At 68.9% G+C, this 25821-nt stretch carries 27 protein-coding genes; 12 read left to right on the forward strand and 15 right to left on the reverse strand.

The genetic code is table 11. The features are described from left to right. Positions 1–175: 175 nt before the first annotated feature. Together IEY36_RS01530 and IEY36_RS01535 are read left to right on the forward strand one after the other, a co-directional pair. A complete protein-coding gene (locus IEY36_RS01530; protein WP_188965140.1) occupies positions 176–709 on the forward strand; it encodes a papain-like cysteine protease family protein in 534 nt (177 codons plus the stop codon). Positions 710–749: 40 nt separating this feature from the next. Then, positions 750–1004, forward strand: a complete 255-nt coding sequence (locus tag IEY36_RS01535; RefSeq protein ID WP_188965141.1) for an Lrp/AsnC ligand binding domain-containing protein — start codon at positions 750–752, stop codon at positions 1002–1004. Positions 1005–1213: 209 nt separating this feature from the next. Here the strand turns inward: IEY36_RS01535 and IEY36_RS01540 are convergent, their stop codons facing one another. The 3 genes from IEY36_RS01540 to IEY36_RS01550 are packed head-to-tail and all read right to left on the reverse strand — an operon-like array spanning position 1214 to position 3684. Further along, a complete protein-coding gene (locus IEY36_RS01540) occupies positions 1214–2239 on the reverse strand; it encodes an amino acid ABC transporter substrate-binding protein (RefSeq protein WP_188965142.1) in 1026 nt (341 codons plus the stop codon). Positions 2240–2269: 30 nt separating this feature from the next. After that, on the reverse strand, positions 2270–2995 hold the full coding sequence (locus IEY36_RS01545; protein WP_188965143.1) for an HAD family hydrolase: 726 nt from the start codon (positions 2993–2995) through the stop codon (positions 2270–2272). Continuing rightward, positions 2992–3684, reverse strand: coding sequence for a GntR family transcriptional regulator (locus IEY36_RS01550; protein ID WP_188965144.1), 693 nt, complete (start codon positions 3682–3684; stop codon positions 2992–2994). Before IEY36_RS01550 ends, IEY36_RS01545 begins: the two co-directional genes overlap by 4 nt. Positions 3685–3843: 159 nt before the next feature. Between IEY36_RS01550 and IEY36_RS01555 the strand changes: the two genes are divergently transcribed. Next, the gene (locus tag IEY36_RS01555; protein WP_188965145.1) at positions 3844–4086 is read left to right on the forward strand and encodes a hypothetical protein; all 243 of its coding nucleotides are present in this window, start codon (positions 3844–3846) and stop codon (positions 4084–4086) included. A 4-nt stretch (positions 4087–4090) separates the two neighbouring features. Here the strand turns inward: IEY36_RS01555 and IEY36_RS01560 are convergent, their stop codons facing one another. Together IEY36_RS01560 and IEY36_RS01565 are read right to left on the reverse strand one after the other, a co-directional pair. Beyond that, positions 4091–5587 (reverse strand): amidase, encoded by a 1497-nt coding sequence (locus IEY36_RS01560; RefSeq protein WP_188965146.1) that lies wholly within the window; start codon positions 5585–5587, stop codon positions 4091–4093. Then, on the reverse strand, positions 5584–6087 hold the full coding sequence (locus tag IEY36_RS01565) for a macro domain-containing protein (protein WP_188965147.1): 504 nt from the start codon (positions 6085–6087) through the stop codon (positions 5584–5586). The genes IEY36_RS01560 and IEY36_RS01565 overlap by 4 nt, the downstream gene beginning before the upstream one ends. A 107-nt stretch (positions 6088–6194) precedes the next feature. Here IEY36_RS01565 and IEY36_RS01570 point away from each other — a divergent pair, with 107 nt between their 5' ends. Continuing rightward, positions 6195–7082, forward strand: a complete 888-nt coding sequence (locus IEY36_RS01570) for an AraC family transcriptional regulator (RefSeq protein WP_188965148.1) — start codon at positions 6195–6197, stop codon at positions 7080–7082. Positions 7083–7136: 54 nt separating this feature from the next. Then, positions 7137–7574, forward strand: a complete 438-nt coding sequence (locus tag IEY36_RS01575; RefSeq protein WP_188965149.1) for a hypothetical protein — start codon at positions 7137–7139, stop codon at positions 7572–7574. Positions 7575–7587: 13 nt separating this feature from the next. Here the strand turns inward: IEY36_RS01575 and ggt are convergent, their stop codons facing one another. After that, entirely contained in the window at positions 7588–9204 is a 1617-nt protein-coding gene (gene ggt, locus IEY36_RS01580) for a gamma-glutamyltransferase (protein ID WP_188965150.1), read from the reverse strand. 245 nt (positions 9205–9449) lie between these two features. Here ggt and IEY36_RS01585 point away from each other — a divergent pair, with 245 nt between their 5' ends. The 3 genes from IEY36_RS01585 (at position 9450) to gpt (ending at position 12661) form a co-directional block, all read left to right on the forward strand. Next, positions 9450–11144 carry a S53 family peptidase gene (locus IEY36_RS01585; protein ID WP_188965151.1) on the forward strand — a complete coding sequence of 565 codons (1695 nt, stop codon included), beginning with the start codon at positions 9450–9452 and terminating at the stop codon, positions 11142–11144. A gap of 697 nt (positions 11145–11841) precedes the next feature. Next, positions 11842–12183 carry a tRNA-binding protein gene (locus IEY36_RS01590; RefSeq protein WP_188965152.1) on the forward strand — a complete coding sequence of 114 codons (342 nt, stop codon included), beginning with the start codon at positions 11842–11844 and terminating at the stop codon, positions 12181–12183. Position 12184: 1 nt separating this feature from the next. Continuing rightward, complete coding sequence (gene gpt, locus IEY36_RS01595) at positions 12185–12661, forward strand: xanthine phosphoribosyltransferase (protein WP_188965153.1); 477 nt, start codon at positions 12185–12187, stop codon at positions 12659–12661. A gap of 5 nt (positions 12662–12666) precedes the next feature. Here gpt and IEY36_RS01600 read toward each other — a convergent pair whose 3' ends face one another. Next, positions 12667–13965 carry a hemolysin family protein gene (locus tag IEY36_RS01600; protein WP_188965154.1) on the reverse strand — a complete coding sequence of 433 codons (1299 nt, stop codon included), beginning with the start codon at positions 13963–13965 and terminating at the stop codon, positions 12667–12669. A gap of 367 nt (positions 13966–14332) precedes the next feature. Here IEY36_RS01600 and IEY36_RS01605 point away from each other — a divergent pair, with 367 nt between their 5' ends. The 4 genes from IEY36_RS01605 to IEY36_RS01620 are packed head-to-tail and all read left to right on the forward strand — an operon-like array spanning position 14333 to position 16555. After that, positions 14333–14548: a hypothetical protein gene (locus tag IEY36_RS01605; RefSeq protein ID WP_188965155.1), complete on the forward strand. Its 216-nt coding sequence runs from the start codon at positions 14333–14335 to the stop codon at positions 14546–14548. 60 nt (positions 14549–14608) lie between these two features. Further along, positions 14609–15235, forward strand: a complete 627-nt coding sequence (locus IEY36_RS01610) for a bifunctional 4-hydroxy-2-oxoglutarate aldolase/2-dehydro-3-deoxy-phosphogluconate aldolase (RefSeq protein ID WP_229681015.1) — start codon at positions 14609–14611, stop codon at positions 15233–15235. 1 nt (position 15236) lies between these two features. Beyond that, positions 15237–16157, forward strand: a complete 921-nt coding sequence (locus tag IEY36_RS01615; protein ID WP_188965157.1) for a sugar kinase — start codon at positions 15237–15239, stop codon at positions 16155–16157. Next, on the forward strand, positions 16154–16555 hold the full coding sequence (locus tag IEY36_RS01620; protein ID WP_188965158.1) for a hypothetical protein: 402 nt from the start codon (positions 16154–16156) through the stop codon (positions 16553–16555). Before IEY36_RS01615 ends, IEY36_RS01620 begins: the two co-directional genes overlap by 4 nt. A 90-nt stretch (positions 16556–16645) precedes the next feature. Here IEY36_RS01620 and IEY36_RS01625 read toward each other — a convergent pair whose 3' ends face one another. From IEY36_RS01625 to IEY36_RS01660, 8 genes are read right to left on the reverse strand one after another with little or no spacing between them, the layout of a single operon-like run. Further along, positions 16646–17083, reverse strand: coding sequence for a GNAT family N-acetyltransferase (locus tag IEY36_RS01625; protein ID WP_188965159.1), 438 nt, complete (start codon positions 17081–17083; stop codon positions 16646–16648). 10 nt (positions 17084–17093) lie between these two features. Continuing rightward, the gene (locus IEY36_RS01630) at positions 17094–18593 is read right to left on the reverse strand and encodes a M81 family metallopeptidase (RefSeq protein WP_188965160.1); all 1500 of its coding nucleotides are present in this window, start codon (positions 18591–18593) and stop codon (positions 17094–17096) included. Positions 18594–18595: 2 nt separating this feature from the next. Beyond that, positions 18596–19852 carry a Zn-dependent hydrolase gene (locus IEY36_RS01635; RefSeq protein WP_188965161.1) on the reverse strand — a complete coding sequence of 419 codons (1257 nt, stop codon included), beginning with the start codon at positions 19850–19852 and terminating at the stop codon, positions 18596–18598. Beyond that, complete coding sequence (locus tag IEY36_RS01640) at positions 19849–21084, reverse strand: Zn-dependent hydrolase (RefSeq protein WP_188965162.1); 1236 nt, start codon at positions 21082–21084, stop codon at positions 19849–19851. The genes IEY36_RS01635 and IEY36_RS01640 overlap by 4 nt, the downstream gene beginning before the upstream one ends. Next, positions 21081–22376 carry an ArgE/DapE family deacylase gene (locus tag IEY36_RS01645; RefSeq protein WP_188965163.1) on the reverse strand — a complete coding sequence of 432 codons (1296 nt, stop codon included), beginning with the start codon at positions 22374–22376 and terminating at the stop codon, positions 21081–21083. The genes IEY36_RS01640 and IEY36_RS01645 overlap by 4 nt, the downstream gene beginning before the upstream one ends. A gap of 11 nt (positions 22377–22387) precedes the next feature. After that, positions 22388–23995, reverse strand: coding sequence for an ABC transporter ATP-binding protein (locus IEY36_RS01650; RefSeq protein ID WP_188965164.1), 1608 nt, complete (start codon positions 23993–23995; stop codon positions 22388–22390). Beyond that, complete coding sequence (locus tag IEY36_RS01655) at positions 23992–24837, reverse strand: ABC transporter permease (protein ID WP_188965165.1); 846 nt, start codon at positions 24835–24837, stop codon at positions 23992–23994. The genes IEY36_RS01650 and IEY36_RS01655 overlap by 4 nt, the downstream gene beginning before the upstream one ends. Then, positions 24834–25820 (reverse strand): ABC transporter permease, encoded by a 987-nt coding sequence (locus tag IEY36_RS01660; RefSeq protein WP_188965166.1) that lies wholly within the window; start codon positions 25818–25820, stop codon positions 24834–24836. The genes IEY36_RS01655 and IEY36_RS01660 overlap by 4 nt, the downstream gene beginning before the upstream one ends. Between the last annotated feature and the right edge of the window lies 1 nt (position 25821).

Below are 25821 nucleotides of genomic sequence, written 5' to 3' on the forward strand. Positions count from 1 at the left end.
ATGCCGCGCCCCGGCAAGGACCAACTCCGCCCGGTGCGGCCAGGTTGCACAAGCCATGGGCGGTCCGCCCGCGCGAGCGGCATCGCGGTTACGCAACACTTCATGGGCAAGGCCGCCGATTCGATGCCAGTTTCAACGCCGGATCGGACCAACCAGCCTGGCAGGAGGCTTCATCATGTCGCTCACCATCGGCGCCCATCGCTTTCCGGGGCGCAGCCGGTCGAATGCCATCTCCTCAAGCGGACCGTCGCTGGTGCTGGACGTGCCGGTGGTCGGCCAGGTGCGGTCGATGGATTGCTGGTACGCCGCCGCCTGCATGGTCGCCTACTACCAGGAAGCCGGCCCGCGCCTCGGCCTGCCGCGGGAATGGAACGCGGATAGCGGCATTGTCGAGCAGGACTTCCCCCGCCTCGCCGCCGTTGAGGGGCTGGAGCCCGTCCCGCTGCCCACCGGCGCGCACACCGCCACGAATTGGGACATCTTCCGCTGGCTCGTGCAGTACGGCCCGATCTGGGCGGTGGGCGACTGGTACGGTTTCGGCCATGCCATCGTGCTGACCGGCATCGAGGGCGATACGCTGCACATCAACGACCCCGATGACCAGCAGGGCGGCGACGACGGCCGGCGCGGCACCGAGACGGTGGCCTGGTTCAACAGCCACCTGTTCTGGGACTGGGACCGCTGCATGATGTACAAGCCGGCGAAGTAGGCGCCGGCACTCACGCCGCGCCGCAGCGACGGAACCGGCGATGCGCGCGATATTCGTCATGATCAAATGCGAGATGGGCCAAGCCTACCGCGTGGCCCGCGACATGGCCGACACCATCGAGGAATTGTCGGAGATGCATTCCATCTCCGGCCAATACGACCTGCTCGGGAAATTCTACCTCGCCCCCGACCGCGACATCGGCGAATTCGTGGTCGAGACGGTGCAGACCGTCCCCGGCGTGAAGGACACCTACACGCTGCAGACCTTCAACGCCTTCTCCGGGGCGCGGGGCTGACGCCATGCGCCCTGCCATCCAAACTTGGCCGGCACTGCTGCTGTGCGCCACAGTCCTGGTGGGTTGCGGTGGCACGGGAACGGGCACGACGCCGACAGCGACGCGCCCGGGGTCGCTGACCATGAGTGTAGGCGGGTCGGTCGGCACGGCGGGTGGGGCGGTGTCACAGCCGCGCACGGACGCCCGCGACCGGCCCTGACGCCCTGCCCTCAGCGTGCCGGTGGCGGGTAGTGGACGCCGCCATCGGTCCATAGCCGGTTCACCCCGCGCTGCAGACCGAGCGGCGCGACGTTTCGATCCCATTGTTCGGCATAGTTGCCGACCTGCCGGACGATCTGGAATGCCCAATCGTCACCCACGCCCAGCATACCGCCGAACCCTCCGCTGCGTCCGAGGAAGCGCCGCACCTCGGGGTCGGGATCGTCGAGCCGGGCCTCGGCATTGGCGGAGGTGATGCCGAATTCCTCGGCGAGCAGCGGCACGAAGCCGGCCCAGCGCACCAGGTCGAACCAGCGCTGGTCCCCCTTGCGAACCACAGGCCCGAGCGGCTCTTTGCTGATGACGTCGGGCAGCAGCATGAAGTCCTGCCCCTGCTCCCCAAGACCGGCACGGAAGGCGGCCAATGCTGCCGTCCCGATCGTGTAGGCGTCGCAACGACCGCCGAGGAAGGCGGTGCGCAATTCCTCCAGCGTGTCGATGACGAGTGGTGTCAGGCGCATTCCGCTTCGGCGGAAGTAGTCGGCCAGATTCAACTCAGTCGTGGTGCCGGGCTGCACGCAGACCGTCGCGCCATCCAACTGCCGCGCGGCGGACACGCCAAGCGAGCGGCGAACCAGGAAGCCTTGTCCGTCATAAAAGGTGACCCCCGTGAATTCGAGGCCGAGGCTCGCCTCGCGCGTCAGCGTCCAGGTGGTGTTGGAGGCAAGGATATCGATCTCGCCCGCCTGCAACATCGGCAGCCGGTTCTGCGTGGTGGTAGCGACGTATCGTACTTTCGACGCATCACCGAACATCGCCGCGGCGACGGCGCGGCAGACATCGACATACAGACCCGACCAGGCGCCTCGGCTGTCCACCGCGGCAAAGCCCGGCAGGTTGGGGGCAGTGCCGCAGACGACGTGTCCACGCGCGCGCACCGCATCGAAGGTCGGCGACAACGTCGCCGGCGCCTGGGCCTGCGCCGCACCGCCGAACAGCAGGGCAGCGACGCCGAGTGAACGAAGCAATCCGATCATGCCAATCTCCGATTTGTCGATTGTCGAAAATCAAACACCGAGGGCATCCGCCAGGGCGGCCAGCGAGGGCACCCGCGCCGCGGGCTGGGCGGTATTCGCGATGGTCGCGCCGATGCCGCGCTTGCCATGCCGCCGATCAACCCAAACCGTGGGTATGCCGAGCCGCGCCGCCGGTTCCACATCATGGTGGCGGCTTTGGGCAACATGCAGGATCGCTTCCTTGGGCACGCCCTGCTCTTCGAGCTCCGCCACCGCGGTCTCGAAATGCGGCAGCCCGGGCTTGTAGGACCCGACACGCTCAGCAGTGACGGTCAGCAGGAAGGGAACCTCGAGCAGCCGCAGGCTGCGAGCCAGTGAGGCATCATCCACGTTGGACAGGATGCCAAGGGCGAAGCGGGAGGCCAGGCGCCGCAGCGCCGCGACCGTATCGGCGAAGGGCGGCCAGTCGCCGCAGGATTGCGCGAAGGCCTCGCATTGCGCCGCGTCCTCCGGCAGGCCGAAACTCGCTTGGACATCCGCCCAACTGCGAGCCAGCACCTCCCGATAGGGCAATGCCGGCCGCGGCTGCTGGTGCCGCGACTGATGCAGCGCGAAGGCGACAAGGATGAGGTCGGGCGGGATCTCGCGACGCCCCGCTTCGGCGATCCAGGGGCCGACGCGCGCGGTGATGCCGCTCTCCCAATCGATCAGCGTGCCGTAGCAATCGAAGGTCAGGACGCGCCGGTCGGTCGCGTCGATGGTCGTGTCGAAGGTCATGCCTGTTCCTGTGTTGCGAGCCATTGTGCAACGCGTGCGCGCGCCTCCTCGACCTGGCCGGCGTTCATTGCCGCCGCGCCGGCGGCGTCGCCGCGCCCCGCGAGTTCGAGCATGTCGCGATGGGACCGCACCCATCCGACCGACAGCCCCGCCGCGGTCCAGGCCGGCATCAGGTAGCGCGACACAGCGATATGCAGGTGCTCCATCTGCGCCATGATCCGCGGTCGGTCGGCGCGGGAGGTGAGGATGCGGTGAAAGCGCCAATGCAGGTCGGACTGCCGTATGGGGTCGGCGGGCGCGGCCTCGGCTTCCGCCAGCACGGCCGCGGCGGCGTCCTTGTCGGCACGGGTCAGGTGCGGGATCGACAAGCGCATGGCATGGCCTTCGAGCAGGCTGCGCAGTTCGGTGATCTCCTGCAGGTCCGCCGGATCTGCGGGTGCGACGGCGATGCCACGATGCCGGCTGACGGTCAGTAACCCCTCCCCCGCCAAAACCTGGAGCGCTTCACGGACCGGCGCGCGACTGGTGCCGAAATGGCGCGCCAGGTGATCCTGCTTGAGTTGCGCACCCGCGGGCAGCAGCCCGGTCAGGATGCCTTCCCGTAGCGCTTCCGCCACCGCCGCCGGGATGGAGCGGGTGGCAGCCAGGTGGCGTGTGGCGAGTGAGGCGAGGATGTCGGTCGGGCTCATGAAGCCAGGAATGACTCGATTTGCGATTTTCGACAATCGATTCTTTGCGGACATCAATGATGGCGGCGCCGCCGCAAAGACACCGCCGCCATGCCATTGTTCCGCCTAAGGACCGACACGCCGCCGACGGATGATGCGCAAGCCAGGAGAACCCCCGCCATGCGCCTGCTCCCCGCCATCGCCCTTTCCGCCAGCCTCGCCCTCGGCGCCTGTCAGACCCCGGACGGGCAGACCGACTGGGGCAGCACCGCCGCGCTCGGCATCGGCGCGGCGGCCCTGGTCGGGCTGGTCGCGGTCGCCGCCAATAACAACAACCACAACGACCGCTACTACCAGCAGCCCCGCTATCGCGGTTATCCGCGCTATGCCGAGCGCGACCGGGGCTACTACCGCCGCTGGTAAGGGCTCAGTCCCAGCCGACCGCGCCCGGCATCGCCTTGACCGGCTGTGCCGCGGCCAGCGCGGCGAGGTCCGGCACCGGCCGCCGCAGCACGGCGTCACCGGCGAAGGCTTCCTCGATCGCCGCCGCCACGCGCATCACTAGCGCATCGCCGCCGCGCGGCCCGACGATCTGCAAACCGAACGGCATCCCTAGCCGATCCACGCCCATCGGCAGCGAAATCGCCGGATGCCCGCACAGCGTCACGTAATAGGCGCAGGCGAGCCAGTGGTAGTAGGTGCGCGTCGGCTTGCCGTCGATCTCGGCCGGGTACAGCTCCTTCCACGGCCGCGGTGAGAGCGTGATCGCCGGCGTGATCAGCACGTCATGATGGGCGAAGAAGTGCTGCCAGGCGCGATACATCCGCGTCTGCGCCGCCGCCGCTTTCGACCCATCCTCCAGCGTGTAGCGTAGCCCTTCCTCGACATTCGCCCGCACATTGGGGCCGACCATGTCAGGCTTGTCGCGCACCTTCTGCGCATGGGCGGTCAGGAAGGCCATGGCACGCAGCACCTCGAAGGCCTCGTCACCGCCACGGCAATCCGGGTCAGCTTCCTCGGCCGCGCCGAACAGCGGGGCGATCGCCTTGGCACGGATGGCAAAGGCCTCGCGGATCAACTTCTCGACCGGCGCCTGACCGAAATCGACGCTGATCGCCAGCCGCAGCGACGCCAGGTCGATCGGCTGCATCGGGAAGAACGCCTCTGGCACGCCGCGCACCGGCCCTTCCGGCAGGGTGTAGGCGAGCGGATCCATCGCATCATCCGACGCCATGGCGGCCAGCATCAGCGCCGCATCCGGCACGTTGCGCGCCATCGGCCCGAGCACCGGCAGCCCCGACCAGCCATGCGCGCGCTTCTCCGACGGCACCAGCCCCGGCGACGGCCGATACCCGACAATCCCGTTGAACGCCGCCGGGTTGCGCAGCGACCCGCCGGTATCGGACCCCGAACAGATCGGCGCCATCCCACAAGCCAGCGCCACGCCCGACCCACCCGACGACCCGGCCGCCGACTTGGTCTGGTCGAACGGATTGCCCGTCACGCCATAGACGGCGTTGCGCGTATTGGCGCCCGCGCCGAATTCCGGGGTGTTGGTCTTGCCGATGACGACCGCACCCGCGTCGCGCAGGTTCGCGACCATCATGCAATCCGCCTCGGGCACGAAATCCTCGAAGAGCGGGCTGCCATAGGTGGTGCGCAGCCCCTTCACCTCCTCAAGATCCTTGATGCCGACCGGCAAGCCGTGCAGCAGGCCGAGCGGCCCGCCCTGCATCACCGCCTCCTCGGCGGCCTTGGCCCCGGCGCGCGCCGCGACCTCATCCATCGCGACCATCGCGTTGACGGCGTGGTTCACCTCGCCGATGCGCTTGAGGCATGACTCCATCAGCTCCACCGGGGAGAGCGCCTTGCGCCCGATCAGGCGCCGCGCCTCGAGCGCGGAGAGGTCGCAGGGTTCAGTCATGACGCAAGTTCCTTCCGGTAGAGATCCAGCATCGCCTGGTCGAAACAGGCGAAGGTGATGTCGAGGTCACCGTGGCGCGCAACATCCTCCCGGACCGCCGCGACGGCAATCCGGGTCGCGCGATCGGCCGGATAGCCGAAGATGCCGGTCGAGATCGCCGGGAAGGCCACCGACCGACCGCCGGCCGCGCGCAACAGGGCGAGGCTCGCGCGATAGCAGGCCGCCAGCAGCGCCGGCTCCCCTGCCCCGCCACCCTGCCAGACCGGACCGACCGTATGGATGACGTACCGCGCCGGCAGGGCAAAGCCGGGCGTGATGCGCGCCTGCCCGGTCGGGCATGGCGCGACCCGTGCGCAGGCTTCGGCAAGCGCCCCGGCCCCCGCGGCACGGAAGATCGCGCCACAGACGCCGCCGCCCATCAGCAGCCTGTCATTCGCGGCATTGACGATGGCATCGACCGGCAGCGTGGTGATGTCGGCCTGGATCGCGCGCAGGGTCATGTGGTGGCACCTCCCTGCCCGGCTGCGTGGCATGACGGCGCGCGGGCCTCAAGCCGAAACGCAAGATCGGCCGGGCGCGCGGAGACGCGGCACGCCATAAGCGCCACATGACGACGAACGACGCCGCCGACCGATACCGCGCCCGCATGCGCCGCGTGCTGGCCCATATCGACCGGCATCCGGCGGCCGATCTCGACCTCGCCACGCTTGCCGACATCGCGGCCTTTTCCCCCTGCCATTTCCATCGGCAGTTCAGCGCCTGCACGGGCCTGCCGGTGCACCGCTATGTGCAGCTCGGCCGGCTCGGGCGCGCGGCGCATCAGCTCGCCTATCTGCGCTGGCAGCCGGTGACGGAGATCGCCCTCGATGCCGGCTATGAAAGCCCCGATGCGTTCGCCCGCGCCTTCCGCCAGCGCTTCGGGCAGACGCCCTCGGCCTTCCGCGCAGCGCCGGACATCGCCGCCTGGCGCACCACCCTCGCCCCCTTCAAGACGGCCCGGAGCCTCCTCATGACGCAGAGCTTTTCGACCGACCAGGTGACCATCGTCGCGCTGCCCGACACCCCCGTCGCGGTGATGACGCATCGCGGCCCGCCCGAGGGGATGGCGGAGACGATCCGCCGCTTCATCGCCTGGCGCCGCGCGGCCGGCCTGCCGCCCAAGGTCAGCACGACCTGGAACGTCTTTCACACGCCGCCCGACATCGAGCCGCCCGGGGCTTTCCGTCTCGATCTCTGTGCCGGCACCGACCGCCCCGTCGCACCGAACGACCAGGGCGTGACCGCTGGCATGATCCCCGGCGGGCGCTGTGCCGCGCTGCGCGTGGTCGGCAATGGAGAGGATCTCGAACCCGCCGCCCTGTTCCTGTATCGTGACTGGCTGCCCGCCAGCGGGGAGGAAGCGCGCGACGCGCCGCCCTTCTGCAAGCGGGTGCACATCTTCCCGGACGTCCCGGCCCACGAGGCGGTCACCATGCTGTACCTGCCGTTGCGTTGACGCCGCGGACCTGCCTGTGGCGGCATGCTCGGACCGGACCTGAGGGAAGACAGCATGCTCCGCATCATCGGCCTCGCGTCCATGGCGTTGCTGTCCGCGACGAGCGCCCGGGCCCAGAGCGCCGATGCCATCCGCGCGCATATCGCGCGCGCCAATCACGGCTGCGACATCTACCGGCCGGAGGAGACCTATCGTGGCCCCCTGCCCGGTGCACCCGGCCCCGTGGTGGTGGTGGTCTATACGCTCGAGGGCTGCGGCGGCAGCAACGACTGGAACCGCGTCTTCGGCGTGTTTTACGAACAGGACGGCCGCGTCACCGAAGTGCCGCAGCCGCACCCGCCGGGCTTCATGGTGGACGCGGCGACCGTCACCCATGGCGCGATCGAGGTGAACGGCCTCGCCTATGGCCCCCGCGACCCGCGCTGCTGCCCGAGCCAGCGGCGCAGGGAGCGCTTCCGCCTCGTGGACGGGGCCATGGCCCCCGCCGGCTGACCCGCGCCGGGGATCAGTACCCCAACGCACACCCATCCTTGCGCGGGTCCGACCCACCCACCAGGCAGCCCTTCTCGCGGTCGATGAAGATCGCCTGGCCACCGCCATGCGGCTTGTCCACCAGTTCGCAATCATGGCCGAGCCTGTTCAGCCGGTCGACCACCTGGCCCGGAATGCCGCGCTCCACCTGCACCTTGTCGCCCTTCGGCCCGTCCTGCGGCATCAGACGCGGGAAGTCGATCGCCTCCTGCACATCCATGCCGAACTCGAAGTGGTTGGTCAGGAACAGCGTGTGGCCGGTCGGCTGGAAGCGCCCGCCCATCACGCCATAGGGCATGATCGCCTGGCCATCCTTCATCACCATGCCGGGGATGATGGTGTGCAGCGGCCGCTTGTTCGGCGCGATGCAGTTCGGGTGGCCTTCCTGCAGGCGGAAGCCGAAGCCGCGATTCTGCAGCATGACGCCCGCGCCCTCGGCGAGAATGCCTGTGCCGAAGCCTTCGAACAGCGAATTGATGAAGGAACAGGCATTGCCGTCCTTGTCCACCACGCAGAGGTACACCGTGTCCTTGTGCTTCGCGAGGTCGCTCTCGCCGGCCGGCGGCAGCGTCGCCATGGCCTGCTCATCGCTGATGATCTTGGCCAGCCGTCCGAGATACTCGTCCGAGAGCAGCTTCTCGACCGGCACATCCACCATCGACGGATCAGCGAGGAAGGCGTCGCGATCGCGATACACCAGCCGCGCCGCCTCGATGTGGCGATGGAAGCGCTCGGCGCTCAGCGGCCCCTGCTCCGGCGTCGCCTTCTTGCCGAGGATGCCGAGGATCTGCAGCACATGCATCCCCACGCCGTTCGGCGGGCACTGGAACACCTCGACATCGCGCCACTTGATCGAGATCGGCTCGACGAACTCGGCGACATCCGCCCCGCGGGCGAAGTCCTCCTCGGTGTGCAGCCCGCCAGCGGCGCGCAGCGTGGCGACGATGTCGGCCGCGACCTCGCCCTCATAGAAGGCCTTCTTGCCGCGCGCCGCGATGGCCCGCAGCGTCCTGGCCAGTTCCGGCTGGGTGAAGCGGCTGCCCAGCGCCGGTGCCTCCCCATCGCGCAGGAAGCGCCGCGCCGAGGCCGGATGCTTCGACAGCTTCCCCACCGAACCTTGCCAGTCCCAGGCCACGCGCGGGGAGACGGCGAAGCCTTCCTCCGCATAGCCGATCGCCGCCTGCAGGATGCGGTGGAGGCCGAGCTTGCCATGCGTCCGGTTCAGCAGGTCCCAGGCGCTGATCGCCCCAGGCACCGTCACCGAATGGGCCGAGGTATTGACCATGGCGGTCATCCCGGCGGCGCGCAGCGCTTCCGGCGTCGCCCCCGCCGGCGCGCGGCCCGAGCCGTTCATCGCGATGACCTTCGACGACCCCGCCGGGACGTAGAGGCAGAAATTGTCGCCGCCAATGCCCGTCGAGGCCGGCTCGATCACACATTGCACCGCGCAGGCGGCGATGGCGGCATCCATCGCATTGCCGCCGGCACGCAGGATGTCGAGCGCGGCGAGCGTCGCCTGCGGCATCGACGTGGCGGCCATGCCGTTGGTGCCATAGGCGGCCGAGCGGCCAGGCAGATGGAAATCGCGCATCGGAGGGTCCGTTTCCAGCAAGTGTTACCCTCTCCATGCAACGGGACGGGGGCGTTGGAAAGGCCGGGCCAATGGCTGGCCTGCCCTGCACCGGAGGAATGGCCGGCCGGACGGCTATGTCGCTCCGTCGCAACCTCCGGGCCGAACCCCACGACATCGTGCCCGCGCGCATCGTTATTCCAATTCTCAACCATGACGCGTCATGCGCTAGCCTTGTGCCCCTCGTTTAAGGATGGGAGCGACCGGTGCGGCAGCAGGAACGGACGTCACCCCTGGCGGGCAGCGCCCTGCCGGCGCATCTCCTGAAGGCCCGGACCGGCGCGGCCGATCCGGAGCAGAGGCTCCGTGTCACGCTACGCCTTGCGGCACGCGGCGGAGACCAGGCGCTGCTCGACGCTGCAATGCGTCTCGGCGGGCAGATGCCGGCGGCTCGCCGTCACCTGCCGCGTCCATCGCTCGCCGCGGCATTCGGCCCTTCGCCCGAGGCGGCGAAGGCCGTCGCGGCATTCTGCGACGACCACAGCCTTGAGCTGCAACGCTCGGCCCTCGGCGGGTTGTTCGTCACCGTCGCCGGGCGTGCCCAGGACCTCGGCCGCGCCTTCGGGGTCGAACTCGGGCTCTACCGGATGGGCGGGCACCTGCTGCGCGCCTATGAGGGCGCTCTACGCCTGCCCGCCGAACTCGCACCACATGTCGCGGCGGTGCTTGGCCTCGACGAGGTGTCACGCCTCGCCGCCGGACGTCGGGCGGGCATGGAATACACCGAACCTCCCTCGATCCCGGGCAACCTGCCGACCACCGTTGCCTTCGATTACTACCAGTATCCACAGGGCGTGACCGGGAAGGGCGCGATCGTCGCCTTCATGGAATCCGACCTCGTGGTGGACCTCGCTGCCATCCAGGCCTTCTTCGCCAGCCTCGGCCTGCCGCCGGTGACCATCGTGCTGGAGCGACCGGATGCAGCCTCCGCCGACGGCGACACACCGACGCTCAACGGCGAGGCGATGATGGACCTCAAGCTCGTCGGCGCGGTGGCGCCCGGCGCGACCCTGGTCGGCTACAGCCTCGCGCAATCCTACGGCTATTCCTCCGATCCCTGGATCGATGCGCTCGTAGCCGCGCTCGACAATGACACCGACCCCTGCAACGTCATGTCGATCAGCCTGGGCCAGCCGGAATCAAACTGGTCGGAACAGACCGCACTCGCCGTGCACGTGCTGTTCGCCATCGCCGGCCTGCTCGGCGTCACCGTCTGCGTTGCCTCGGGCGACTACGGCGCGCCGGGCAATCCGGACGGCGCCTATGCCCAGAACTGCGCCTTTCCGGCCTCCTCGTCCTATTGCCTCGCTTGCGGCGGCACCGAGTTGCTGCTGCAGGATCAGGGTGGCGCGCGCGTCCTCACCGGCGAGGTCGTGTGGAACGAAATGCAGGCTCCCGGCGAGAAGCGGGCAACCGGCGGCGGCATCAGCACGCTGTTCACCGTCCCCGAGTACCAGCAGGGGATCACCCTGCCGCCGCCGTTCAATCCGGGCCAGCCCGCGGGGCGCGGCATGCCGGATGTCGCGGGCAATGCCGCCAGCCGAAGCGGTTATGCGCTGAGCCCCCAGGGCACCGGCGACGGTTTCGGCACCAGCGCGGCCGCGCCGATATGGGCCGCCCTGGCGGCGTTGCTGGTCGAACGCAACGCCGGACAGGCGATCGGCTTCCTGACGCCGCTGCTGTACGCGCAGCAAGGCGCCGGCGCGGCCTGCTGCACGCCGATCCTCAATGGCAACAACGGACCGCCGCCCGGCCTTGATGGTCAGATGACGCCCTACGCCTGCTATCCGGCCGGCGCGCCGTGGAATGCCTGCTGCGGCCTTGGCTCACCGCTTGGCAATGGCATCGCTGCCGAGCTCGGCCTTGGCGCGACGGCTGGCACGGCCGCCACCGCGTCGTAAAGCCCGGTCCGGACGGCGTCGATCACGCCGTCACGGGTCGCACCGTGCCGCCGGCACCAGCCGATTATCGGCCATCGCAAGACGAGAGGCCCGACCACCCCTTCCCGGCCGCGCTGGAGGATGCCATCGCGGTCTGGCGCGCCCTGGTGGCCGAGCGCGCCCCGCGCCGCATGGGCATCTTCGGCCGTTCGGCCCGGAGGCGGGCCGCTGAGCGACACGGCACGCGCCCACCGCGCCCTGCGCCGCGCCGGAGTAGCGGCCGCTCTGCAAATTCTCTGAGGAACAGGGCGCAGTTCCGCGACGCCGGTGTACCGGCGCCAGCGGAGGCCTTCGCGGAGATCGTACGATGCCTCGGGCGGCATCTGATGCGAGTGTCCGTTTGAGGATGCGCCCAATGGCGCATTCTCATATCCGGCAGTGGCCGGCCCCGAAGGCCCATTCCGGGATGTGGCATTCGGCGCTTCGTTCGCGATATGTTCTTTTCAGCCAACGGCAGCCCTGCGTCTGTCACGTCGATGTCGAAAAGAAGTAGAATCCTAAAAGTCTAAAAGTGAAACGAACGGGGCGCGCGCTTTGCGCTGGCGCCGGGAACGGAGGGGCGCCACTGTCGCCAAGGTCCGGGCGGGACAGAACCCGCCCCACTCCTGCAGCGTCACTGCCCCTCGCGCATCCGCCCGTTCCGGTCTAGACGCGAGACATGGACACAGCCGCGACCATCGAGGATTTCGACCGCCTGGACATCCGGGCCGGCACCATCGTGGATGCCCAGCCCTTCCCCGAGGCGCGCAAGCCCTCGATCCGGCTGTGGGTGGATTTCGGCGGCACCATCGGGGTGAAGCGCTCCGCCGCGCAGATCACCGTGCATTACGCGCCGGACCGGCTGATCGGCCGGCAGGTCATGGCGGTGGTGAATTTCCCGCCCCGGCGCATCGCCGGCTTCGAGAGCGAGGTGCTGGTGCTCGGCGTGCCGGATGAAAGCGGCGCCGTTGTGCTGGTGAAGCCGGACCTCCAGGTGCCGAATGGCGGAAGGATGTTCTGAGATGGCGCCGCGCTACTATACGGTCACCTGGGACCAGCTGCACCGCGACAGCAAGGCGCTGGCCTGGCGGCTACTGGAGAAAGGCCCCTGGCGCGGCATCGTCGCGATCACCCGTGGCGGGCTGATCCCCGCGGCGATCATCGCCCGCGAACTGGATTGCCGGCTGATCGAAAGCGTCTCGATCGTCACCTATGACGAGGAGGTTCGCGGCGAACCCAAGGTGGCCAAGCCGCCGGCCGCCGCCGGCGATGGCGAGGGCTGGCTGATCATCGACGACCTGGTCGATACCGGCACCACCGCCCGCGTGGTCCGCACCCTGCTGCCCAAGGCGCATTTCGCCACGGTCTATGCGAAGCCCGCCGGCAATCCGCTGGTCGACACCTTCATCACGGAAGTGTCCCAGGACACCTGGATCATGTTCCCGTGGGACACCGAGCCGCAATTCATCGCGCCGATCGCGAAATCGGCGGCGAAGTAGCGGCGTCAGGCCACCGCCTCTTCCTTGCTGGCCAGCACCTTGTCGACGCGGCGGCCATCCATGTCCACCACCTCGAACCGCCAGCCGGCCCAGACGATGCGGTCGCCCTCCTTCGGCACCCGCTTCAGCAGCGCCAGCATCAGCCCACCCACCGTGTGGTAGGTCCCCGCCCCCGGCAATTCCGGCAAATCGAGCCGCGCGCGCAATTCGTCCGACGGCATCGAGCCATCGAGCAGCAGCGACCCGTCAGCCCGCTCGATCGCCACGCCATCCTCGACCGGCTCCATCGGGCCGAGGTCGCCGACGATCGCCTCCAACAGGTCGGACGCCGTGACCACGCCCTCGAAGGACCCGTATTCATCCATCACCAGCGCCATGCCGAGCTGGTCCCCACGCAGCCGCTCGAGCGCATCGAGCGCGGTCAGCGTATCGGGCAGCACCAGCGGCTGGCGCAGCGCGGCGGCGAGCGACATCGGCGCGCCTTCCAGTATCTGGTCGAGCAGATCCTTGGCCGCCACCACGCCAACCACATTGTCCACCCGGCCATCGGCGACCACGAAGCGCGTCACGCGGCTGGCGCGCAGATGCGCCGCGATCTCCTCGGGCGGGTCGGAGCGGTCGAGCCAGGCGAGGTCATTGCGCGGTGTCATCAGCGCGCGCACCGGCTTGTCGGCGAGGCGCAGCACGCGCTCGATCATGTGCTGCTCCTCGGTCTCCAGCGCGCCAGCCTGGGCGCCCTCGGCGACCACGGCCTTCACCTCCTCTTCGGTCACCGACTGCTCGCCGGGGACGGCGGGGCCGAACAGCCGCAGCACGACGGCCGAGGATTTGCCGAGGACCCAAACCACCGGCGATGAATAACGCGACAGCGCCGCCATCGGCCGAGCCACGAAGACGGCCACGCGTTCCGGATTGCGCAGCGCGACCTGCTTCGGCACCAGCTCGCCCAGAATCAGGCTGAGATAGGTGATGACGATCACGACCAGCGTGAAGGCGATCTCGGGGGCATAGGGGGCGAGCAGCGGGACGACGCTGAGCGCCTCCCCCAGCGTGCCGGCGAGCCTGGCGCCACCGAAGGCGCCGGCGAAAATGCCAACCAGCGTGATGCCGACCTGCACCGTGGGCAGGAATCGTTGCGGGTCGTCGGCCAGCGCGAGGGCGGCCTCCGCCCCGAGGCTGCCGCGCCGCTGCAGCGCCATCAGGCGTGAGCGCCGCGAGGAGACGATCGCCAGTTCGCTCATGGCGAAGCCGCCATTGACCAGAACGAGCAGCAGAATGACGCCGATTTCGAGGGCTGTGCCCATGGGTGAGAAAGACCCTCCGCGCGGCTTCTAGAGGAAAACCGCACCGGATGGAACGCATCGGCCGTGCTGGCTGGCTGCCCGGCCTGGGCGATGGGCCATCACGCTTGCCGTGAGAGCCAGGGGTGCATTCGTAAATGCCTGATGACCCGGACCGTATCCCAGGCCATCGCATCGCGTCGAGTTCATCGTTTTTCGAGACAATGCTCGATTTACGCGACAATTTTTGCTCGCATCGGTCGCAACTCTCGATTAAGAAAGCCTTAACACGCGAGTTCGAGGCCCCATGCCGGATCCCACTACAAAGACCGACGGTGCCGACGCGACGATCGTCGCTGTCTTCCCGCAGCGCCCCGAGGATCGGCTCCGCTTGGCCCTGCGCCGGCTGGACGAGGCAATCGGCGAACAATCCATGGCCGCCGCCGGCTTGCGGGATGCGATCGGCGACCTGTCGCGCACCATGTCCCGCCTGGGCGAGTCCGTGGCCGGCTTCCGCGGCGCGCTCGACAATGCCGCCGGCGAGATCGAACAAGCGCTGGCCGCGAGCCGCCGCCTGCAGGCCACCGCCGACCGCATGGTGGTTTAGCGCCCCCCTTGCCGTCGGGCCTCGGCCCGGCCCAGCATGGCCGCCGGAGGAACCGCCGCCATGCATCCCCTGATCCCGCGTCTGCGCGAGGCCCGCATCATCCCGGTGGTGCGTACCTCCACCGCCGCCCGGGCCGCGACAGCCGTCGCCTGGCTCCAGGAAGCCGGGCTGCGCGTGTTCGAAATCACCATGACGGTGCCCGAGGCCCCCGCGCTGATCCGCGCCCTTGCCGCCGACCCTGACCTGCTGGTCGGCGCCGGCACCGTCGCCGATGCCCGCATGGCCGAACAATGCCTCGATGCCGGAGCGAAATTCATCGTCGCACCCTGGGTCGACGCAACACTCGTCGCACCCGTGCAGGATGCCGGCGCCTGCCTGATGCTCGGCGCGCTGACGCCGACCGAGGTGCGCGCCGCCATCGCCGCCGGGGCCGATGTGGTGAAGGTGTTTCCGGCCAGTTCGGTCGGCGGGCCGGCGCATGTGAAGGCACTGCGCTCCGTCTTCCCCGATGTCGTCTTCTGCCCGACCGGCGGGGTCGATGCCCGCAACGTGCCGGACTACATCGCCGCCGGGGCGGCCTTCGTCGGCATGGGCGGCAGGCTGGTGGACGAAGCCCTGATCGCCGCCGGCAACCGTGCCGCCGTGCAACGCGCCGCCGAGGAAGCCCTCGGCATCGTGAGGACCTGACATGGCCGACCTGCTCTGCATGGGCGAACCCATGCTGGAGTTCAACCAACAGCCCCCTGACCCCGAGGGGCGGCTGCTGTATCTTGAAGGCCATGGCGGCGACACCTCCAACACCGCCATCGCCGCGGCGCGGTCGGGTGCCTCGGTCGGCTACATCACCGCGGTCGGCACCGATGCTGCCGGCGAGAGCTTTATGGCGCTGTGGGCGCGCGAGGGCGTCGAGACGGCGACAGTCATCCGCCGCCCCGAGGCACCGACCGGGATCTATTTCGTCACCCATGGCCCGGCCGGGCACCACTTCAACTTCTATCGCAACGGCAGCGCCGCCGCGCGATACCGACCGCAGGACGTGCCGGAGGACGCGATCCGCGCCGCGCGCATCCTGCATGTGTCGGGCATCAGCCAAGCCATTTCGGAAAGCGCCTGCGACGCCGTGTTCCATGCCATCCACGTGGCGCGGGCGGCCGGGGTGCGGGTCTCCTACGACACCAATCTGCGGCTGCGCCTGTGGCCGCCGGCGCGCGCCGCCGCCGTGATCCATGCAGCGATCGGGCTGGCCGACATCGCGCTGCCCTCGCTGGACGATGCGACGGCGCTGACCGGCCTGACCGACCCGGATGACGTGACGGATTTCTACCTGCGGCTCTGCCCGCTGGTGCTGCTGAAATGCGGTGTCGAAGGCTGCGTCGTCGCCACGCGCGACAGCCGCAGCCGCATCCCCGCGCATCGCGTGAATGCGGTGGATGCGACCGGTGCGGGGGATACCTTCGCCGGCGCACTGCTCGCGCGGCTGCTGGCCGGGGAGGACCCGCTGGCCGCCGCGCGCTACGCCAATGCGGCGGCCGCCTTGTCCACCACCGGCTATGGCGCGGTCGCGCCGATACCGCGCGAGGCGGCGGTGCGCGCGTTGCTCGGCCCATGAGCGCGCGCCTCGCCGCCCTGCTGGTGCTGCCGCTGCTGTTCGGCGGCGCGAGGCAGGCGGCGGCGGAGGATATCGTCAGCTATTGCGGCGGCGGCGTCACCGGCGGTGGCGGTGGCCTGCGCATCGAGGCAGACAGCGCCGTGCTGCGGCTGGGCCGGGCGCGGGCCGGCGCCCCGATCGAGGAGACCAGGCTCGACACCAACGCGGCCTATGACCGCATCGCGGTGCTGCTCGACGAGGCAGGCTCCGAGCGGATGCCGCCCGACGCGCCGTCCGACATGACCTGCTCGATCACCCGCCACTGGCAGGGCAAGGCGCATGCGGTGATGTGGAGCATGGGCCATGCCCCGCCTGTGCTGCGGCCGGTGCTGCGCGAGATGGAGGCGGCCGGCCGCTAGAGCAGATCCCGTCCGGGTGGAATCACCCCGGCGAGTGAAGATGCTTGCTCAAACAAGGAGAGAGCGGTTCCACTCTCGGGGGGAACCGCTCTAGACGTGCCGCAGCGTCAGGGCATGCGTCGCCACCGGATCCCCCGGCAGCCGCACGAAGCCCAACGCTTCCCAGAAGGCGAAGGCAACAGCGGGCGCGCGGAGCCGGACCATGGTGATCTCCGATGCACGCGCATGATCGAGCGCCGCCTCGGCCAGCGCACGCCCGACGCCGTCGCCACGCGCAACAGGCCGGACGTAGAAGCGACGCATGCGCAGCGCCTCCACCCAGGGGTCGCGCGTGATGCCGCCCATGCCGAGCAATCGACCCGCACCGTCATGCGCGGCGAACAGCGCCTCGCCTGTTGCCGTGAAGCGGTTGGAGCCATCGGCCCAGTCGCGCGCCAGCACATCAAGCATGCGGAACCCTTCCGCCGCAGCGATGCGCGCAAGGTCCGGCAGCCCCTCGGGCAGCGTCGCCACGCGACTGATCCGCATCTCCGGCGCGTCAGCCGGTACGCCGATTGTCCCCCGGCCGCAGGCGCAACCCCGGCCGCAGATTGGTGAAGGGTAGCACGGCCGGGTCGGCGACGACCGGGCCCGGCGCGGTAACGACGATGACCTCCGAGGCGATCGGCTGGAAATCTGCGCGGAAATGCACGCTCGACTTCACCGCGACGATCTTTTGGTCGGCCGGCTCAATGCCGATGAAGCGGAACAGCGCCTGGTCATGCGCTTGCATCTTGCGGCTGACGACGATCACGCGCACGCCGGGTGCGACGCGGATCAATGCCGAGGGGCCGAGATCGGCGGGGTTGCCCTTGCCCATCGGGCCGGTGAGCGTGAAGCGGCCATCCGACAACTTCTCGACCAGCGCTGTGACGCGCAACGGCGCGCCGTCGCTCTTGCCGCCGAGGTCGAGGGTGATTTCCGCTCCCTCCCCCGCCGCGTGGCAGGCGGCGGCGGCTTCGGAGTCATTCATCGGCGCGAGCACCGCACCCTGCGCGTCCTGCCGGATCAGTTCGGCGAGCAGGCCCGTCGTGTCGCCATGGCCGCCGCCACCGGGATTGTCCTGCGTGTCGGCCAGGATGACCGGGCCGGTCGCATCGCGGGTCGCCATGGCGCGTGCGACGCCCTCGGCCGCGGGTGCGACACCGAGGGCGAAGTCGGGCTCCTTGCTCGCGATGAAACCGGCCAGGGCTTCGGCGGCAGCGACGGCCTGGTCGGGCGTGTCGGCATAGGAGGCGATCGCCATGCCGCAGCCGGGGAAATCCGCATAGGGAAAGCCGAAGCAGAAGCCGAGTTCCCAGACGCCATCAGTCTCGCCAAGGCGCGCGCGCTCGGCCATCACATCGGCCATCGGCGCGACCATGGTGCATTGGCCGGGGAGCGGGGTCCAGAAGTCGAGTTCGCGAAACGCCTTGGCCGGGCGGGAGCCGTCGCGCGCCATGCGCAGCAGCAACCGCATCGCCTGCGCGCCGGCCGGCTTCATGTCGATATGCGGGTAGGTGCGATAGGGCACCAGCACATCCGACAGCGCGACCATCGCCGCGGTCTTGTTGGCATGCGGGTCGAGGCTCGCGGCGATCGGCACATCGGGGCCGACCACGGCGCGCACGCGGCGCAGCACTTCGCCCTCGGCATCGGGGAAATCCTCCGAGACCATCGCGCCGTGCAGTTCGAGATAGACGCCATCCAACGGGCCCGCATCGAGCGCGTCCGACAGGGCGGCGACGATCAGCGCGGTGATGCGTTCGAAGGCCTCGCGCGTGACCGGGCCCGCCGGGTTGGCGAAGGCCCAGGCGAGCGGGACGAGGTCCACCCCCTCGGCCTCGGCTGCGGCGATGGCGCCGGCGGAAGGCACGCCGGTCGGGCGCAGCGTGTCGAGCAGGGTTGCCGCGTGTTGCACAGGCGGAAAGCCGCCGGGCTTGACGAAATCCATCCACGCCGTCGGTCGCGGGGCGAAGGAATGGCTTTCGTGCTGAAAGCCGCCGATGGCGATACGCATGGTCACTGTTCCTTCGCAACGCCCGCGGTGGCGAGCACCGCATCCGCCATCACGCGCAGGCCGGCCTCGGCCCATTCGGGGGTGATGCTTTCGGCTTCGTTGTGGCTGATGCCGCCATGGCACGGGCAGAAGATCATCGTCGCCGGCAGGCGTCGCGCGACATAGACAGCGTCGTGGCCAATGGCGGTCGGCATTTCCATGTAGGGCAGGCCGAGACGTTGCGCGGCATCGCGCACGCGGCTGACCAGCGTGGCGTCGAACGGCACCATCGGGGAGTGCCAGAAATCCGCGACGGTGATCGCAACGCCACGCGCGGCGGCGATGGCGGTGGCCCTGGCGCGGATCTCCAAGCCCATCTTCGCGAGCAGGTCCGGGTCGGCGTGGCGCGTGTCGATGCTGAACCAGATGCGCGAGGGCGCGATGTTGCGGCTGTCGGGATAGACGGTCAGGCGCCCGACCGTCGCGCGGCCAGGTTCACCGCTGGCGGCGACGGCGTTGAGCGCGATCTCCTCGATCGCAGCGATCAGAGGGGCGGCGGCCATCATCGCGTCGTGGCGGCCCGCCATGGGGGACCCGCCGTGGGATTCCTCGCCTTCGACCGTCACCTCGTACCAGGTCTGCGCCAGCGCCTGGGTCACCACGCCGACCTGCTTGCCGGCATCCTCCAGCAGCTTGCCCTGTTCGATGTGCAACTCGAAATAAGCGCCGATGGTCTGCAGCGAGGCCGGGTCGGCATCGCCTTGCCAGCCGATGCGCGTCAGTTCCTCGCCAAACAACTTGCCGTCGGAATCCGCGGTGGCAAGCACCTCGGCTTCCGTGAAGATGCCCATCGCCGCGCCGCTGCCCATCATGGGCGGGGAGAAGCGCGCGCCTTCCTCATTGGTCCAGTTAACCAGCATGAGCGGGGCTTCGGTCTCGATGCCGGCCTCTTGCACCGCGCGCAGGATTTCGAGCCCGGCGAGCACGCCGAGCACGCCATCGAACTTGCCCCCGGTGGGCTGTGTGTCGAGATGGCTGCCGATAGCAACCGCCTTGCGCGACGGATCGCGGCCCGGGCGGGTGAGGACCATGTTGCCGATGCGATCGACCTGCATGGTGCAGCCGGCGGCCTCGGCCCAGCGTTGCAGCAGGTGACGGCCTTCGGAATCGAGGTCAGTCAGCGTCTGCCGGTTGCTGCCGCCCTTCGCGGTGCCGCCGATGCGCGCCATCTCCATCAGGCTGTCCCACAGGCGGGCGCCGGAAAGCGGGATGTTGGTCATGCGAGGCCTCCTGCCGTCTCGATCACTGCCGGGCCCATGGTGTTGAGGCCCGCCGCGCACCAGTCGCGCGAGATGCTCTCGGAAGGGTGGTGGCTGACGCCGCCATGGCAGGGGATGAACATCAGCACCGACGGCACAACGATGCCGACATGCAGCGCATCCTGCGGGATCGGCCCGGGCATGTCGCGATGCTTGAGTTGCGCGGCATCGGCGGCGCGGCGCAGCGTGTCGAGCAGCGGCGGCGCGAAGGGTACGCGGGGATAGCCGCCGACGCGGTCGATGTGGACCCGCACGCCGCGTCGCGCGGAGAGTCCCGCCGCGGCCTGGCGGAAGGCGGCTTCCATGCGCGCATTGCCGTCCGCATCCGGGTGACGGATGTTCGCCGCGAACCGCACCATCGAGGGGATGTTGCCGCGCGCATCCGGCTGCAGCGTGATGCGCGTCGCGGTGCCCATGCCGCCGGTCTCGATGGCCGTGCGTTCCAGCGCGAGGATGAGTTCGGAAGCCGCCGCCAGCGCGTCCTGCCGCCCCGCCATGGGATAGCCGACATGGCCATCGGTGCCGGTCACCGTCACGTCCCATTGCTCGACGCCGATGCAGTGGGTGACAACGCCGATGGGAATGCCCTCGCGTTCGAGGATCGGGCCCTGCTCGATATGCGCTTCGTAATAGGCGGCGAAGTTTCGCGCCTCGGCGGGGTCGGTCGTGCCGGCCCAGCCGGTCGCCTGCAACGCGTCGGCATAGGTGAAAGACGGGTCGAAATTGTCCGGCGCGGCGAGGACCTTGGCTTCCTCGATCACACCCATCGCGCCGCCGCTCGCCGACATGGCGGGACTGAAACGCGAGCCTTCCTCATTCGTCCAGTTCACCACGACGATCGGTGCTTTCGTCCGGCGCCCGGCTTCATGAAGCGCGCGCACGATCTCAAGGCCGAGCAGTACGCCATAAGGCCCATCGTACTTGCCGCCCGTCGGCACGCTGTCGAGATGGCTGCCCACCGCGACCGGCGCGGCTTGCGGATCGGCACCCGGATAGGTGCAATACATGCTACCGAGACGATCCACGGTGACGGTGCAGCCGGCGGCGGTCGCCCAGTCGCGCAGCAGCCTGCGCGCATGGTCATCCTCGGGCGAGAGCGCGAGGCGTTTCACGCCGCCATCGGGCGTCGCGCCGATGCGCGCCATCTGGTCGAGGCTGTCCCAGAAACGGTCGGTGTTGAAGGCGATGGTCATGCGGCTTTCTCCACCCCGCACCATTCGGCCATGGTCAGCGCGATGGTGCGGGTGATGTCATGCATCGAGTCCAGCCCAACACTTTCGTCGATGCCGTGGATTTCCTGCGCATCGGGACCAAAGCAGGCGACAGGCGTGTCCTGGTACAGGGTGAAGAAGCGACCGTCGGTCAGACCCGTCGCGGGATAGTCGCGCAGGAAACCGCCGGAGACATCGGCGAAATGGCCCTTGGCCATGGTCACGATCGGCGCATTCATGTCGAAGACGCAGGGGTCGGCCATGAAGCCCTTGAATTCCAGCTTCACCGTCGCGCCTTTGAGCGCGGGGTCGAGCGCGGCCTCGGCGACCAGGCGTTCGATGTCGGCTTTCGTCTGCGCCGCCGTGTAGCCCATCATCACCCCGACGCGCATGCCGATACGGGCACGCGTCGGCACGGAGGAATTCCACTCGCCGCCTTCGATCGTGCCGAAATTGACGTTCACCGGATGGTTCACGCCGCGAAAGCTCGCATGGATGCGCTCGGCCTTGTTCATCTCGGCCTGGTAGTCCTCGAAGCGCGCGGCGATGGCGTTGGCGGCCTTGATGGCGTTGAGCCCCGCCTGCATGTCGCGCACATGCGCCGGACGGCCGGAGACGGTGACCCAGGCCCAGACCACACCGACCTCCGCCGAATACATCGCCGGCAGACCCGGGCCGGGTTCGGGGATGATGACGGCATCGGTGCGCGGCATGGCCAGCATGGCGGCGAGCGCGCCATTGCCGGTGCATTCCTCCTCGATGACCGATTGCATCTGCACCTCGGCGGCCGGTTGCAGGCCGGCGAGGCGCAGCGCCTTGAACGCGCTGACATAGCTGACGATGCCCGCCTTCATGTCGCCGGCGCCGCGGCCATACAAGCGGCCATCGCGGATGACGGGCTGGTAGGGTGGCGTCTCCCACATGTCGGCGGCGCCTTCCGGCACCACATCGACATGGCCTTGCAGGGCGAGGCTGCGGCCCTTGCGTTCGCGCGGCACATGCACGGCGACGACATTGTCGCGACCCTCATAGGGGACCAGCGGCGGCGAAAAGCCAGGATGCGCGGCGAGTTGTTCCGGCACCGTCGGCACGCGGCGCGGCGTGAGACCCAGCCCCTCATAGACGCGCGCCATCTCATTCAGCGCCGAGGCCTCATTGCCCAGGGTGGACGGGCAGCGCACCAGGCGTTCGAGCGTATGCACCGCGTCGTCACGCAGCGCGTCCACGGCTGCCAGGATCGCGCGGCGCGCGCCGGGGTCGAGCGGTTCGGTCACAGGCCTACTCCTCAGGCAGCGATGACGGGCGGCGTCCAGGCACGGCCCGGAATGCTGTCCAGCAGCTGTCTCGTATAGGCGTGCTGCGGATTGCCGAAAACCTCCGCCGTCGGGCCCTGTTCGACGATGGCGCCGCGCTGCATCACTGCGATTCGATCGCAGATCTGCGCCGCGACACGCAGGTCGTGGGTGATGAACAGCATCGTCAGGCCAAGACGTGCGCGGATATCGGCAAGCAGATCGAGCACCTGCGCCTGCACGGAGACATCCAGCGCGGAGACCGGCTCATCCGCGATCAGCAACTCCGGCTCCATCGCCAAGGCGCGCGCAATGCCGATGCGCTGCCGCTGCCCACCGGAGAATTCATGCGGGTATCGGTCGATCGCGCCAGGGTCGAGTTGCACCAGCCGCAGCAGATCGCGGGCCCGCGCCATCGCCGCGCCACGTTCCAGCCCGTGCGTGATCGGCCCCTCGGCGATGATGTCGCCGACCCGCCGGCGCGGGTTCAGCGAGGCGAAGGGATCCTGGAACACCATCTGGATCTTCTTGCGAAACGGCTTCCACGCGCCGCGCGACAGCGGGCGCAGATCCTCACCTTCGAAGATGATCTCACCCTTCTCCGGTTCCACAAGCTTCACGACGCAACGCGCCAGCGTGGATTTGCCGGAACCGGATTCGCCGACCAGGCCCAGCGTCTCGCCGCGACGCAGGATGAAATCCGCATCGTGCACCGCCCGCACCACCGGCTTCGGGCCGAACCAGCCACCCGGGCGGCGATAGGTTTTCTCGACGCCGCGCGCTTCCAGCACCAACGGAGCGGTCGATGCCCCGGCCGTCGATGGCGCGCCATGCGGCACGGCGGCGATCAGCGCACGCGTATAGGGGTGCTGTGGGTTGTTCAGCACCTCCGCCGCGCTGCCCTGTTCGACGATGCAGCCCTTCTGCATCACCGCGACACGGTCGGCGATCTCGGCCACCACGCCGAAATCATGGGTAATGAACATGACGCCCATGCCGCGACGCGACTGGATCTCGCGGATCAGCCGCAGGATCTGCATCTGCGTCGTGACATCGAGCGCCGTGGTCGGTTCATCGGCGATCAGCAGCGAGGGTTCCAGTGCCAGCGCCATGGCGATCATCACGCGCTGCCGCTGCCCGCCCGAGAGTCGGAACGGATAGGACCGCGCTGTCGCCGCCGGGTCCGGCAGGTTCACCGCCGCCAGCAATTCCGGCACACGCTTCGCAGCATCGCCGCCAAAGCCGTGCACGCGCATCGCTTCGGCGATCTGTTCGCCAACGCGCATGACAGGGTTCAGCGCCGTCATCGGCTCCTGGAAGATCATGGCCAAGCGGTCGCCGCGCAGCCTGCGCATCGCCTCGGTGCCGAGCGTCAGCAATTCCCTGCCTTCGAAGGAGATGCGTCCCGCGCGCACCGGCAGCGCCTTCGGCAGCAACCCCATTACGGCATTGGCGGTGATCGACTTGCCGGAGCCGGATTCACCGACGACGCAGACGATCTCGCCCGCATCGACGGAGAGCGTGATGTCCTCCACCGCAAAGGGACGGTCACCGCCCGGCGGCAGCGCGACCGACAGGCCTTCGACACTCAGCAGGCTCATGCCGCGCCTCCGCGTTGACGGGCGAGGCGTGGGTTCAGCGCATCCGACAACCCCTCTCCCACCAGATTCAGCGCCAACACGGTCACGAAAATGGCGAGTCCCGGAAATACCGACATCCACCAGGCGATGCGGATCACCGATCGCCCCGACCCGATCAGGAAGCCCCAGGTCATCAGGTTCGGGTCGCCGAGACCGAGGAAGGACAGCGCGGATTCCAGCAGGATCGCCGAGGCCACCATCAGCGAGGACAACACCACGATCGGCGACATCGCGTTCGGCAGGATATCTGTCACCACGATGGCGATGCGCGACTTGCCCAGCACCTCCGCCGCCTGGACGAATTCGCGCGAGCGTAGCGACAGGAATTCCGCCCGCACCACGCGTGCGACCGGCGGCCACGACACCACGGCGATGGCGAAGACCACCGACCCGATGGTCGGCGTGAAGATCGCCACCAGCAGGATCGCGAAGACGAAGGAGGGGATGGTCTGGAAGAATTCGGTGAAGCGCATCACCGCATCATCCACCCAGCCACCGAGATACCCTGCGACGGCCCCGAGCGTGACACCGATGAACAGTGCAGCGACGGTCGAGACCGCGCCCACCATCAGCGAGATCCGCGCGCCATGCGCGATGCCCGCCGCGACGTCCCGCCCTAGGCTATCGGAGCCGAGCAGCATGCCTTCCTCGCCCGGCGGCACGAAGGGTGCAGTCGCCATGTCCCACGGGCTGCCCGGGAACAGCACCGAGGCAAAGGCCGCCATGGCGAAGACCAGGGCCAGGATCACCAGCCCGACCACCGCGCCGCGATTGCGGCGGAAGCGACGCCAGAAGTCGCTCATCCTTCCACCTCCACGCGCGGGTCCACCACGGCGTAGAGCAAATCCGTCAACAGGTTGAAGCCCACCACCATCACCGATGTGCAGAAGAACACGCCCATCAGAACGGCGTAGTCGCGTGCCAGCAGCGCATCGAAGGCGAGCCGCCCGATGCCCGGCCAGGCGAACACCGTCTCGACCAGGATCGATCCGCCGACCAGTTGGCCCGCCTGGATGCCCGCGAAGGTGATGACCGGCAGCAGCGCATTGCGCAGCACATGGCGGCGCACCACCTGGCCTTCCGGCACGCCCTTGGCGCGCGCGGTCTTGACGAAATCCTGGTCGGCCACCTCCAACATCGTCGCGCGCGTCAGCCGCGCGTAGACGGCGAGGTAGAACAGCCCGAGCGTCGCCGCCGGCAGGATCAGGTGCTTGCCTAGATCAAGCAGCACATCGATGCCGTGCATCTCGACGCCAACGGTCCCCATGCCGAAGCTCGGCAACCATTCCAGCCAGACGGAAAAGAACAGCACCAGCATCAGCCCGACCCAGAACAGCGGCGTGGCATAGAAGGTCAGGGCAATGACGGTGATGACCGAATCCCACCAGCTGCCGACGCGCCGTGCCGCCAGCGTGCCGAGCGTGACCCCCGCCACGATCGCGAAGGCGAAGGCCGCCCCGGTCAGGATCAGCGTCGCCGGCAGCCTTTCGCTGATCAGCGTCCAGACCGGTTGCTGCTGGCGATGGCTGAAGCCGAGGTCAAGCGTCAGCACGCCCTTCAGATAGATCCAAAGCTGTTCGTACAGCGGCCGATCGAGCCCGAACTGCTCGCGCAGCTGCGCGAGGAAGCGTTCATCGGCCGCACCCGACTGCCCGGCGATGACGCTCGCCGGGTCGCCGGGGGCGGCGTGGATCAGCAGGAAATTGCAGACGACGATCGCCAGGATGACGATCATCGCCTTGATACCACGCCGCAGCAGGAAGCCCGGCAGCCGGGACAGCTCCATC

Origin of the sequence: Neoroseomonas lacus, assembly GCF_014644535.1 — a bacterium.
Lineage (GTDB): Bacteria > Pseudomonadota > Alphaproteobacteria > Acetobacterales > Acetobacteraceae > Neoroseomonas > Neoroseomonas lacus.